The 12,426-nt window shown below is 50.9% G+C and carries 12 protein-coding genes; 9 read left to right on the forward strand and 3 right to left on the reverse strand.

Annotated features, from left to right (window positions below; translation table 11 throughout):
• The 3 genes from VMT62_12895 to VMT62_12905 all read right to left on the reverse strand — a co-directional run.
• On the reverse strand, window positions 1-2,042 hold a 2,042-nt coding region (locus tag VMT62_12895; protein ID HVN97318.1), incomplete at its 3' end, for a hypothetical protein.
• Entirely contained in the window at window positions 2,039-5,392 is a 3,354-nt protein-coding gene (locus VMT62_12900; protein ID HVN97319.1) for a UvrD-helicase domain-containing protein, read from the reverse strand. The genes VMT62_12900 and VMT62_12895, both read right to left, overlap by 4 nt.
• A 12-nt stretch (window positions 5,393-5,404) precedes the next feature.
• Window positions 5,405-6,394 carry a Tim44 domain-containing protein gene (locus VMT62_12905; protein HVN97320.1) on the reverse strand — a complete coding sequence of 330 codons (990 nt, stop codon included), beginning with the start codon at window positions 6,392-6,394 and terminating at the stop codon, window positions 5,405-5,407.
• Window positions 6,395-6,705: 311 nt separating this feature from the next.
• Here VMT62_12905 and VMT62_12910 point away from each other — a divergent pair, with 311 nt between their 5' ends.
• From VMT62_12910 to VMT62_12950, 9 genes are all read left to right on the forward strand, one after another.
• Window positions 6,706-8,088, forward strand: a complete 1,383-nt coding sequence (locus tag VMT62_12910; GenBank protein ID HVN97321.1) for an MBL fold metallo-hydrolase — start codon at window positions 6,706-6,708, stop codon at window positions 8,086-8,088.
• Between the two features lie 67 nt (window positions 8,089-8,155).
• Window positions 8,156-8,851 (forward strand): SprT family zinc-dependent metalloprotease, encoded by a 696-nt coding sequence (locus VMT62_12915; protein ID HVN97322.1) that lies wholly within the window; start codon window positions 8,156-8,158, stop codon window positions 8,849-8,851.
• An 80-nt stretch (window positions 8,852-8,931) separates the two neighbouring features.
• Window positions 8,932-9,450, forward strand: a complete 519-nt coding sequence (locus VMT62_12920; protein ID HVN97323.1) for an Ivy family c-type lysozyme inhibitor — start codon at window positions 8,932-8,934, stop codon at window positions 9,448-9,450.
• Between the two features lie 84 nt (window positions 9,451-9,534).
• Complete coding sequence (locus VMT62_12925) at window positions 9,535-9,867, forward strand: c-type cytochrome (GenBank protein HVN97324.1); 333 nt, start codon at window positions 9,535-9,537, stop codon at window positions 9,865-9,867.
• A 269-nt stretch (window positions 9,868-10,136) separates the two neighbouring features.
• On the forward strand, window positions 10,137-10,448 hold the full coding sequence (locus VMT62_12930) for a BON domain-containing protein (GenBank protein HVN97325.1): 312 nt from the start codon (window positions 10,137-10,139) through the stop codon (window positions 10,446-10,448).
• A gap of 261 nt (window positions 10,449-10,709) precedes the next feature.
• Window positions 10,710-11,195, forward strand: coding sequence for a Spy/CpxP family protein refolding chaperone (locus VMT62_12935; GenBank protein ID HVN97326.1), 486 nt, complete (start codon window positions 10,710-10,712; stop codon window positions 11,193-11,195).
• A gap of 78 nt (window positions 11,196-11,273) precedes the next feature.
• Window positions 11,274-11,561, forward strand: coding sequence for a hypothetical protein (locus tag VMT62_12940; protein HVN97327.1), 288 nt, complete (start codon window positions 11,274-11,276; stop codon window positions 11,559-11,561).
• 137 nt (window positions 11,562-11,698) lie between these two features.
• Window positions 11,699-11,893: a hypothetical protein gene (locus VMT62_12945; GenBank protein HVN97328.1), complete on the forward strand. Its 195-nt coding sequence runs from the start codon at window positions 11,699-11,701 to the stop codon at window positions 11,891-11,893.
• A 77-nt stretch (window positions 11,894-11,970) separates the two neighbouring features.
• Entirely contained in the window at window positions 11,971-12,357 is a 387-nt protein-coding gene (locus VMT62_12950; GenBank protein ID HVN97329.1) for a PA2779 family protein, read from the forward strand.
• Window positions 12,358-12,426 lie beyond the last annotated feature (69 nt).

A 12,426-nucleotide genomic window follows, 5' to 3' on the forward strand; every position in this document is an offset into this window, starting at 1 on the left:
TTGAGCACCTGCTTGTAATAGAACAGGGCGGGACATCTCACATAATCGTCAATAGCCGTTGGCGAAAAGGCATTCGCCTTTAACAGGGTCCGGATCCGCTCCGTCTTTTCTATGGCAGGAGGCGTGCTCTGAAGACGCACGTTGATCTTGTAGGCAGCCCGATCGACCTCAATAACGTTGAGTGACTGTGCGGTCCGTTCCTTCTCCCAGATGAGCTGTTCGATATAACGGCTGCGCGGTTTATCTTCGGAATCAATATAGAGGAGGCGTACGTTGCGGGCCGATGTGATGAGACGCTTGAAATAGTACCGGTACATTTCCTCCGTGTATTCGGGTGACGGGATGCCGAGGATGTCGTAAATTCCGAGCGGTACGAGGGGGTTGATCTTTTTTGCCTGTGGTATGACGCCCTCGTTCACATCGAGCATGATTACCGTGTCAAAGGTGATGTTTCGAGATTCGAGAACACCGATAATCTCCAGGTCTTCGATGGGTTTGGTTTCGAAGGGCAAATCCGTGGACTGAAGATGCTCAATGATAAAATCACAGATGACGCGTTTGTTCTCCATATCGTTGTCATGGAAGGCTGATCTGCTGAATCGCGTGTTCTGCAATGCGTGGAGGGCTTGGAAGATACTCTTGAAAATCTCTCCGGAGAGTAAATACGAACGGACCGGCGTGTGTGCAAGCACGAATTCAAGGATGATTGCCAGTCTCTCCGTATAATCATGAAGGGTCTCTGCCTCCTGGAATTGGCCGAAGAAAAGCTCGTGTATTCTCTCCAGCACGTCCGGTGTGCCTGCAGACTCTCTTACGAGCGCCCTTTCTATTTCGGCAAGTGTGATGAGAGGCTTGTCCGCCACAGGGCTTTGCAGAATATCTCCCGTGAATAGCCGTTCCAGAGCCGTTAAGATCGGTCGCACCGGTACTTCGAAATCAAGATTCTTTACAAAAGGATGGAGCATAACCGACAGATATTCGGCCGTGGAGTACTCCCCATCTTTACGCTTCATGGACTGAGCGCTGAGCACGTGAAGGATAAGATCGAAGAGAGATGTGCGGGAGAGCGGATACCCGAGAGAAATATTATAGGGGCTGTCGATTCGGTCCACGACGAAACTCAGCATCGGGAAAAGCGCCTTTGCCGCAGGGAGTATCACGGCGGTCCTTTCAGGCCGGCCATCTCTCAATATCTCATAGGTTTTTAGAATCTCGGAGTGGGTGTCGATACCCGCATGAAGAGAGACCGTCTGCGATTCAATCTTCTCGCAGGGGATTGTCTCTGTATGAGCGCAGAGGAATGAGACAAGCTCGCTTAAGATGGGCCATCGAGATGGATCACCCTCAAGAATGACTCGAGCTCTGCCCGCTTTCCGGATATCACGAATAATCTTCTTTTCAACGGCGCTTAAGGCGAAGAGGCCGGCAAAGTATATCATTTCAAAATCGTCTGGAATTGCCTCGCTCACACTCTTAAAGGCGTATAGGCATTTATAGCCTGCGGTAAAGTATTTGTTCCGGTCGAGTACCCTGTGAAATTCTTTCCGCAAGACCGTAACGTGTGCGAGCAGTTCGTTGGTGCTCTCCGGCACGTCGTAGCCTATTCGCGCACTTTGCTCGAGCGAGGTAAGCTTTTCGTTATCGATATCTTCTCTGTCGAGGTGATCGATGAATTCGAGGAGGTATTTTCCCCACCAGAAGAATTCGCCGAACCCCTTTTTTCTGAACGGATGGTGAGCAAACAAAGGGAGCCTTTGTATGCACTCGTAGAGAAGCCAGATCCCATCTGCATCATCAACATCGCTGAAATCGGGGTGCGTCTTTCGGGCCAGGAAATCGATGAACTCTTCCATAGAAAAGAATCGTGGTGGATAGAAAGGACGAAGGGCGCCATGGCTTAAGGTTTTTCTGAGATAGAGGGCAGGACGCTTGCCCGGGAAAACGATGGCCTTGTTGGCGAGGTCTTCCCCGTCCTCGCCTATGAAGGTCATCAGAGTATCGAGAAAATTGCCGCCGAACGGTATGGAGTAAACGTTTGTCATATGTTAATGATCTTGTTTTCCTCGATATACAGAAGGTGTGCCCGGACCGTGTGAGCCGGATAGATCTTTTTCATGAGTTCCGCGTAGCGGTTCATCTGCTCGTGGTGTTCCTGGCTTCGGCCCTCACCCGATTTGAAATCTACGATATCCACACAATCGCCGCTTACGATGATCCTGTCTATCTTAAAGGCGTTTCCTTTTTCGTCGATTACTTCTTTTTCAGTAAATACACGGGTATCCCCGGAGGTCTCAAAAAATCGCTTGAACCCGGTGTCGCGGAACAAATTGAGGATGACCTGCTCCACATCCTGTCGGAACGGATGGAAACAGTACTTGGCTATGCCGGCATCGATACACCGGTTGAGAACGGCTTCGGGATTTTGAGGCAGAGAGATGATGAGGGACAGGATATAATGGATCACATCGCCCCTTTGCTTGGCGTGGAGTTGCTGTCGTGTGATATTTTCCGTCTCCTCGAATTTTGTCCTGATCTTTTCGAGCCATCGAATCTCGCCGCTGAAAGAACCGTCTTTAAACTGGTCTGTCACATCGGCCGTCGCCCCGCCACTGGACAGGTGTCTGTGGTCGTGGTCTGCCAAGGCAAGCTTGGCCGCGGCTTGATACTCCGCACCGATCTCTATAGTTTCGCTACGGGTATAGCTCCTCAAGGCTGTAAGACCAAAGAAATGATCGATGAGATAGTTTCTTTTCTGGCCCTTTGAATCGGTGAGAAATATGTAGAGTTCCTTTTCCGCTCTCGTTGTCGCTACGTAGATATTGTTTAGTTCGTCAAGCAGGTAATCGGCCTCTCGCTTTTGATACATGGCATTGAGTTTCGGCGAGACGTCTCTAAAATCCTTTTTGATATAGAAGGACTTGAGCGCTCCCCCTTCGGCTGCGAAGTATTTCGTCTTGTCTCTCTCCTCGGAGGCGCCGAAGGAATTGAGTTTTACGAGTGGGAGGATGACTACAGGAAATTGCAATCCTTTGGCTTTGTGAATTGTCATAACCTTAATGGCATCCACGGCGTCCGAGGCCTTGAGCAGAAAGGCCTTTTCCGCATCGGATACGCTCATGAAGAGATTCTTAGGGTCGTCGGCGAGAGTTCTCAAAAGGGCGTTCAGGTTGTTCTCACCCGAATCCTCCCTGTTCTTTATGAATTCGCAGATATGAAGAAAATAAGGGATATCGTGAGGGAAATGTTCAAAGACGGACCATCTCTTTATAAAAAGGACCGTGAATTCGTAAAGCGGCAGATAACCCGATCGCGAGAAAAATTCCTCGAAGTATTGATCCCAGATTTTGGGGTAATCTTGCCGAAAGATGCTGTAAAGCGGCCAGGATAGTTGATCTGTACGTTTGTTCGTGAGCCACTCCACGATTTCTGCGTGGGCGATGCCTGTTCTTTTCTGAAAAATATTCCCCGTTGTGAAGGAGGCAAAGGATAGGTCATCATCGGGGGTGCTGATGAAGCTGAGAAAGGCGAGCAATTCTTTCACCAGCAGATTGTTCTTTACGTTGACCGTGAGTTCCGATTCCACGTTGAGGCCCATTTCAAGGAGCGTTTTTACAATGAGCCGGGCTTCGTCTTTTCTGCGAACGAGAATCGCGATTTCTCTATCCTGAAACACCCCTCGTGCGCGAATGCGCTCTATGAGTGCTTTCAGCTTTTGCGCGACAACGTCACCCCGTTCTTTCATTGTAAAGGTTGTCCGTATCGTCTCTTCGTCGTCTTTGAGGGCTACCTTCTCGATACGGACATACCCTTCATTCTCCTTGTCTTTCAAGGGGTACTGCTCCGAATCACGATAAGCCTTAAGGATCCGCTCGCTTGTTTGCTCCTCATGCTCTCCGAGTACGGCATTGACGAGGCCTCGCAGGTTGTCACAGGCGAAAACCACGTTGTTGAGAAAGACAATATGCCCGGCGCTGCGGTAATTGGTTCTCAGGACTTGTTCATCGACTTTGTAGGCCCTATAGTGTGCGGCCACTTCATCGACAAGCTCCGCCTCGCCCCCGCGCCACCGGTAGATGGCCTGTTTCTTGTCACCCACGAGGAAAAGAGTGCCTCCCCGTGCAATCGCTTCTTCGGTAAGGACTTCGATGTTTTGCCATTGGAGATGATTCGTGTCCTGGAATTCATCGATGAGAAAGTGGGTGTACCGTTCCGCCAGGGTATAATATATTTCAGGCACGAAACCCCTTTCATGGATCACATCCTGCAATAGCCTGTTTAATTGTTCAATGAGAACGAGCCGTTTTCTATAGGTGATTTCTGTCCTCAGCATATCCTTGAAGAGCTTGTATATTTCCACGTAAGGGATGAATTTGGATTGAGCCGCTGCTTCCACAAAAGGGATCCGAAGGCTCATGATATCCCGCCAGAGATCTTGTTCATCGCTTTTTACCGCGGCGCTCCCCTTCTTGAAACACGCGTCGAGCTCGTCCCGGTCGAAAGTAGCGCCTCTACCGGGCTGATTGCCTTTGATTAAGATGCATGAATCGAGGGCCTTGAGAAAATCGGTCCTGGGGATAAGCTTAGGGTTGCCCGTAACAGTGTCTTTCAGGATTCTTGCTTGAGCCTGGATCCGTTCTCTGAGTCGTGCTGTCTTGGCGAGAGAATCCGGGTCAATCACAAAGCTCTTGTTTTCTCTCGATTCCTGATCCCAGAAGTCCGCTATAATCTCTTTCAACACCTCTTTGGGTGACCAGCTCACGTTGTCGCCTTCTGTTTCGATATAATTATCGATGAACCGGTCAAATTTCAAACGGACCGCGCGGTCTTCGGAGATTTTCTGAAGACATTCCTTGAGCACGAGGTCAATCATGGAGGAGGATTCGAGTGAGACGTCGAATACGGGCGGAAGGTTGAGCTTAAACGCGGAGGCCTTAAGGATAAGGTTCACAAAACTGTCTATGGTGCTCACGTTGAAACTGTAATAGTTCTTCAGCAGGTCGTTAAAATCTTTCTCGATGGCGCCTTTGAGAGCGTTTCTGAGAAAGGCGGCTCCATTGTGTCCGGGTTCGGATGAAGGGGGGGACGCTATTTTGATCCATTCGTTTTCAACTATCTCATCGAGCGCTTTCAGGCTCAGGTTCTCGAAAGGGATATCGAGGATAATCCTTTTCATCCAGTCGATGATTCGGCCGCGCATCTCTTGCGCGGCTTTATTTGTGAAGGTGATGGCCACGAGGTTGGCGATACGGCTTTTTGTGGGTTTTCCGCTCAGGATGTCAAGGAGGAGGAGAACGATATAGTGCTGGGCCAGCCTGTAGGTTTTTCCCGCCCCGGCAGACGATCTGACCGTGATGATCTGTGGAAGCCCCGATGCCGGCCCGTCCTCTTTCATGCAGCACGACTTCTAATGATAATCCTGCTCCTGGGTGATGGCGGCGAGTGCCCAGTTCTCCCCCCCCACCTTTCTGGTAAACGTCCAGTATTCGAGAAATTTTACCGGGTCCGTGGGACTTCCCGCAATCACATTCCCTGTTGTTTCGTCCACATTATAATCGAGGAGACTCGCGAGGAACTTTATCGTTATGTACTCTTCTCCCTGATCCTGTACTGCGTCGACAATGTCCACCTGCCGGACGGCGATATTTTCAAGACGGTTGAACTCTTTGTTGGATATAAAATTGTTGAGGTCCATCTGAAACGTATCGAGCATCTGCGGCGAGAGAAGATGAGACACACCTCTTAAATCACGTTTGGTCCACGCGCCCTGTATCTTAAAGAAGATATCGGACGCGACTTCCTTGAACGCGTTTTCGTTAAATGCAGGGTCCATCTGGCTGATATGTCTTAAGCCGGTAGCGATTATGTCCTGGTGCCCCTCAGGCGTGTATGTGGAGGGACCGTACGAAGGTGAGTCGTACGCAGAGGAGGCATAGACGCCTGCATCAGCCCCGCCCACCTCAATGGCCTTTCTCGCCCGGTAGCGTTTTACAAGAGAATACACGATCCCCACGATAATAAGGATGACAATGAAGTCGCCGAATCCGAATCCGCCGCCTCCCCAACCCTGGTTATAGCCGCCTCCTCCGAAAAGCATATTGCCGATCATGCCGCCGAAAAGACCTCCACCGAGCCCGTACAGAAAGCTCTTCCCGGGGCTATTCGGTCCACTCATGGGGGAGCGATCAGACGCGCCCGGCTCACTCTGCTGCGCGGGTGACTGGTAAGGCGCCGAGGTAGCTCCGCGGTAGGAACCGCTTGATCTCATCCCTCCTCCCGAGGACCTGCCCCCGCCCGCCCGAGCGTAGGCTGTGGTATGGAGCACCATAACTGTGAGGAAGAAAATGGCCACAACAATAGCAAGTGCTTTGAGAACCCCTTTACATGCCCCGATCATGGGAGGCCTCCTGTGCGTGCAGATTGAACTCCAGAATATCATAATCGTACAGAGGGAGTCAAAACCTGGGCGCGGCCCGCCCTACGATTGACTTTCAAGCCCCTTTATCCAAAATTAGTCGCACGATCGGCTGCAGGCAAGAATTAAGAATCCATAGAGCCGGAATGATCGTTTGCGAAGATTCATATCGATAGCGCGGCTTTTCCCTCTGGTTTGTCCATTCTCGGGAGGGCTCACGCGGCCCCAACCGATAATTCTTGTAAAATGTCGACCTGACAGGTATAATCAGGGAAATTTGACGGGGTGACGGTATGAAGATCAGGTTTTTGGGCGCTGCACGAAGGGTCACGGGATCATGCTACCATCTTACGTCCGGTGATACGCAAATCCTTGTAGATTGCGGCATATATCAAGGCAAGGACGCCGATGAGATAAACAGCCGGTCGTTTGAGTTCGATCCAGGCAAGATTCGCTACCTCCTTCTGACCCACGCCCACCTCGATCATTCAGGGCTTATACCCAAGCTCGTGAAAGACGGTTTCAAAGGAAGGATACTTACCACTTCGGCCACAGCGGAACTGGCCGAGGTTATGCTCTACGATTCGGCCCATATTCAGGAGAAGGACGCCGAGTGGCTGACGAAGAAGTTAATGCGAACGGGCAAGGATGCTGTTATTGAGCCACTCTACACTACCGAGGATGTCGCCCACTGCCTGGGCTTTTTCGATAAGAAAAATTACGAGACCATAGAGAACCTGAACGATACGATACGTTACCGTTTCATCGACGCGGGCCACATTCTGGGCTCAGGCACGCTGGAGCTCTGGTACAAGGATAGCGAAAAAGAGAAAAAGATTGTTTTTTCCGGCGACATCGGGAAGAACGGAAACCCTATTATCAAAGATCCTGAGCATGTGACCGAAGCCGACTACGTGCTCACCGAATCGACCTACGGCAACAGGTTCCACAAGAGTCTCGACGAGAGTATAGAAGAGCTTCAACAGGCCGTAAAGGAGACCTTCCGAAAGGGCGGGAACGTCCTCATCCCGGCCTTTGCCGTAGGCAGGACCCAGGACATCCTCTACATTCTGAACCTGCTCGTGAAGGAGGGAAAACTCCATGATCTCGACGTGTACGTGGACAGCCCGCTCGCGGACAAGGCCACAAAGATTTATATGGCACACCCGGAGTTCTTTGACGCCGAGGCATTGAGCCTCTTCAAGTTCAAAAGCACGGAAGGTATGAAGCTCCATTTTACTACTACGGTAGAGGAATCGCAGAAAATAAACAAGATAAAATCTGGCGCTATTATCATAGCCGGCAGTGGCATGTGCGAGGGTGGCCGTATCCGTCATCACTTCAAGCACAATATCTGGAGACCAGAATGCAGCGTCGTATTTACCGGGTATCAGGCGGCAGGGACCCTCGGTAGACACATAATAGACGGAGCCAGGCATGCCCACATTCTCGGAGAGGATATGGCCATACGGGCAAAGATATATACTATAGGGGGGTTTTCCGCCCATGCAGACCAGGCCGAGCTTATAGAATGGCTCAGCACCTTCACCAACAAACCGGAAGTTTTCATTGTGCATGGCGAAGAAAGCACGGCCCTCGAATTTGAAAAGATCGTGCATGAGAAATTGGGTCTTTCCACCTATGTCCCGCACCTGGGCGAGGAGCTTGAGATATAGCGTGGAACGCAGCAAAACAAATTCCAGTAAGGGCTATTTGAACGGATAAGTGAAGTCGGAGCTGGACATGTCTCAGGATGATATCACCTATCACGTAGTGAGAAGCGCCAAGCGACGTCGAACACTCATGCTCAAAATAGAACGGGACGGCAGGGTGGTCATGCATGTTCCCCACCATACAACGGAAGGAGAAATAAGAAAATTCTTCGAGCAAAAGCACGCATGGGTTCAAACAAAGCTTCAGGAAAGGGCAAAAGACCTCGAGACATTAGAGAGCGAGAGACGATACGTTACAGGAGAGAAATTTCTCTACCTTGGGCAGAAGTATCCCCTTGAGCTTCGAGAGGCAAGCGGCAGAAGGTCGGGCCTTGCCCTTTCCCACGGTGTATTCTACCTTGAGAAGAACCACAAGAAACAGGGCAGGGATCTTTTTGTGGAGTGGTATAAAGAGAGGGCGCGCGAGATATTTCCCGAGCGAGTCAACTACTACAGCAGGAAATTTAAACTCTACCCTCAAGAGGTGAGAATCACGGGCGCAAAAACCCGCTATGGATCATGTACCGCGGACAATAAGTTGTACTTCAGCTTCAGGCTTGTCATGGCGCCCTATCCCATGATCGACTATGTCATCGCCCATGAACTGGCGCATATCAAGGTCAAGAACCATTCGCGGCGTTTCTGGAATTATATGGAAGAAATCATGCCAGGCTATAAGAAATATAAGGACTGGCTCAGAGTGAACAGCGCTTCGCTCGACATTTGAGGATGGGACCTCTAAACGGGACATGGAATGAATCCACTTTTTCTGATATGATCTGTGGGATTAGTTGAAGAGGGAAGGCCGTGAGCAAGAAACTGTTCCTATCATCAGTTCTATTCCCTGTTCTCATACTCTTGGCGAGCGGTTCCGTCTTTACCGCCCCAGCCCAAAAATCAAAGACCGCCACGCAGCAAAAAAGTGGCAAAATTGTCATCGAATACGTTTCTTTTCCTGATGTGTTCAAACAGTATGACGTATACCCCTGGGAGACAATGAACGTAGAAGATTTTCGTGAGGCCTACAAGGAAATGCTCGGCCCGAAGAGGCGTGAAGAATGGGTAGGCTCCCTTACGGGGACGGGGGACCGAAACAGAATGATCCACGTGTTTAGCGAGCATATCCTGCTTATAACCGGTTGCAAGCCCTACGCATGCGACACGAGCCAGCTGATCGTTCTTTTCAGTCCTCTCAGCAAAAAATGTTTTGCCCTTTCAGCTACAGAGGGTAAGTTCGAATGGCTCGGAAATCCTGATGAAAGGACAAAGAACCTCCTCAAGGTCCTGCTTGTGGAGGAATTCAGGGAGGCGTACAAGGCCAGGTGAATGGGCGTTCCCGTGTGAAATCCGGTCCGATGTTTTGAAGAGATACTGCAGTGTATGTGACATCGACTATAACAGGAGGCTGTAATGAAGAGATCTCTCGCTATTTTGATTGTCGTTGGAATGGTCATAACGTTCGAAGCCACGATAACCCTGGCGCAAGATACGACAAAAAGCAAGACGGGTCAGGAAGAATATATGAGCTCCTGTGCATCGTGCCATCCGAACGGCGGCAATGTGGGGAGACCGGCGAAACCGGTCAAAGGATCTGACCGGTTAAAGAACTTTCAGTCATTGCAGGCATGGATACGCAAGCCTAGCTCAGGCATGCCCAGTTTTCCTGCCTCCAGGATGTCAGATGAACAGGCGCAGAAACTCTATGACTATATCTTGAGCGCTTCAAAGGACGAGTGGAAGTAAAAGAGTTCGGTTACGTGCGCCAGCGTTGAAGCGGCCCTTCTCCCCAGGATTCAAATGTCGATTGAGACATCGTTCAAAACTCCGATGCTCCGCGAGACAGAGCAGAGTTTGTGAGTTTCACAAGACCACAATTATCTCTCGAGGTTTTTGACGACCAGGTTATTGATGCTCGGACACGCCTCGAATATCCCGCTTGACAGAGACGAATATTGACCTTATAGGTACCTTGTAGGTTGTGCAGATGTTGCATTTTCCAATGGAGGTGCCGTATGAAGAAAGCTATTTCAGCCACGCTTGTAGTCGGTTTTCTATTGATTCTTATTTCGGCTTGTGCGTCCACAACGGGGAGAACAGCCGGTGAGATCGTGGACGATACAACAATTGCCAACACGATCAGGGCTAAGATTGTAGAGGACAAGGAACTGAGCATTTTGAAAGTCAGTACCGATGTCTTCAACGGTAACGTCACACTCACGGGGGCAGTGCCGAGCCGGGATGCTGAGGATCGGCTCATCGCGCTTGCTCGTGGCGTCAAAGGGGTAAAGTCCGTGACGAGCAATCTTACGATCCAGAACAAATGAGGTGTTGGAACGTTATAGCTCTTTATGCTCAAGAACGGGGACGGCGGATGCCAAACCATGAGGAAGTAAAGTTCACACAACGCTTGACAGGTTCTCATTCGCAGCTTACGGTTCCTATTGTGCTCGATGCGACGCAAAGACCGGAGAAGATCACGCAGGGATTATTGTTGCGGAGAACAGGAAATATCCCGTGCGCGCTCCCCCGAAACTTCTTGACATGTCGAGCCAGACAAAGCGTTTAAATCCAAGAGGAGGCAGACCATGAAGAAAATTACCGGTAAGTGGGATGGGCCTGTTACACGTGCGATCATCGCCATGCTCTTAGCCTTCGTGCTTCTCGCACTTCCTGGACCTTTGTGCGCCGCTTCTAGCAGTTCGACGTCCATGGGCCCGGCTGGGGGCTCAAAGACCGACCGCGTAGAGGCACGCATCACAGAGCTTCATGCCAAGCTCAAGATCACCGATGCCCAGGAACCGTTGTGGAGGAATGTGGCCGAGACCATGAGAGACAACGAGAGGACCATGGAGGACCTCATCAGGGCGAGATCTGAAAAAGTGGCCATGACCGCGGTCGACGATCTGAAATCCTATAGTGCAATTGCCGAGGCCCATGCGGACGGCATAAGGAAATTTATACCCGTCTTCGAGGCGCTCTACAATAGCATGTCTGATGACCAGAAGAAGATCGCCGATATGTTATTCCGGCATCATCACTCTCGCATGAAGGCAAAGGCAAAAACCAAATGAATCGAAAGAGTGTCAGGCGATTTGGCCAAAGCTAAAGACCCCGTTTTGCGTGGGAATCATAGGGCGGAGGAGGACAACATGGGAACCTCGAAATTACGAGCAACGAAGTTCGGCTCTATTTTCGGCAGGATTTTGGCGATGCTTGTTGTTACTGCAATGATCACAGGTGTGACAGCCATACCATCGGCGGGTGATGACAGGCGTGACGGATACCGTGATCACCGGCGTTACGAACGAGGCTGGCGGGAGCATCGACCCCCCCGCTACTATCCGGCTCCAGTCTATGCACCTCCTCCGGTTGTGTATTCGCCGTACCCCTACCAGTCGCCGGGCATTACGCTGGTCTTTCCCTTTCATATTCGATAGCGGGCGCCCACGCGGCGTAGGTGATGCCTCGATACAACCGGCCGCGGGTTCGCGAGAAGGATGAGAAGCCGTCCATTGTTTTCAGCGGGTAATAGCGAAACTGATCTATTATGGTATGGATACCGAGGGAGGCAAAGATGAAGAGAATAGTTGTGCTGGTGATGGCATGCATTGCGATGGTTGTGTCGCTCGGTGGCTGCGTCTGGTGGGGATACGATGGACGAGACAGAGACAGAGACGGAGGTTATGGCAGGGGCGGACATGAAGAAGGGCGGGGGGAACATGATCATGAAGGCGGCGGAAGGGAAGGTGGCCGGCCCGACAGGTATTAGACGTGAAGCTAAGGCCGGGCTTTGCCATACATCACTCACGGGGAGCCGGTCATAGATGATCTTTATGGAGGTGCGTTATGGCAAAGAAATACGTTACCTGGTACCTTGTGCTTTCAATGATGATTTTGGGCGTGGCGCCACGCGTAGAAGCGGCCTTCTCACCCTCGGAGACGCTGAAGTTCACGGGTATGGCGTGCGCGGCCGATATTGAGACGATCCGAGCCGCCCTGGAAAACAAGATCGTAAGCCAGAGACTCAAAGACCTCGGGTTTAGTAGCGAGGAGATTGCCTCAAGACTATCTCAACTTGACGACCGGCAACTGCACGACACAGCCAAGAAGATTGACGACTTGAGGGTCGGCAAAGACGCCGGTGTCGGGGTGCTCATTGCCGTCCTTATCATCGTTCTGATCGTTGTTCTGGTACTGCAGATGTCGGGACGAAGAATAAGGGTTACCAGGTAACCTTATCCAAGGCATTGAAAGCTTCATAAAGCCCGTTTGTTGCGGTGAAGCAGGAGCTTGCACTCGCAG

Source organism: Syntrophorhabdaceae bacterium, assembly GCA_035541755.1.
Lineage (GTDB): Bacteria > Desulfobacterota > Syntrophorhabdia > Syntrophorhabdales > Syntrophorhabdaceae > PNOF01.

What these genes read in the sequence shown, in the direction of transcription:
- VMT62_12910 (HVN97321.1), top strand. Translation starts at nt 6,706, where the DNA reads ATGAAGATCAGGTTTTTGGGCGCTGCACGAAGGGTCACGGGATCATGC.
- VMT62_12925 (HVN97324.1), top strand. Translation starts at nt 9,535, where the DNA reads ATGAAGAGATCTCTCGCTATTTTGATTGTCGTTGGAATGGTCATAACG.
- VMT62_12940 (HVN97327.1), top strand. Translation starts at nt 11,274, where the DNA reads ATGGGAACCTCGAAATTACGAGCAACGAAGTTCGGCTCTATTTTCGGC.
- VMT62_12950 (HVN97329.1), top strand. Translation starts at nt 11,971, where the DNA reads ATGGCAAAGAAATACGTTACCTGGTACCTTGTGCTTTCAATGATGATT.
- VMT62_12945 (HVN97328.1), top strand. Translation starts at nt 11,699, where the DNA reads ATGAAGAGAATAGTTGTGCTGGTGATGGCATGCATTGCGATGGTTGTG.
- VMT62_12930 (HVN97325.1), top strand. Translation starts at nt 10,137, where the DNA reads ATGAAGAAAGCTATTTCAGCCACGCTTGTAGTCGGTTTTCTATTGATT.
- VMT62_12900 (HVN97319.1), bottom strand. Translation starts at nt 5,392, where the DNA reads ATGAAAGAGGACGGGCCGGCATCGGGGCTTCCACAGATCATCACGGTC.
- VMT62_12915 (HVN97322.1), top strand. Translation starts at nt 8,156, where the DNA reads ATGTCTCAGGATGATATCACCTATCACGTAGTGAGAAGCGCCAAGCGA.
- VMT62_12935 (HVN97326.1), top strand. Translation starts at nt 10,710, where the DNA reads ATGAAGAAAATTACCGGTAAGTGGGATGGGCCTGTTACACGTGCGATC.
- VMT62_12905 (HVN97320.1), bottom strand. Translation starts at nt 6,394, where the DNA reads ATGATCGGGGCATGTAAAGGGGTTCTCAAAGCACTTGCTATTGTTGTG.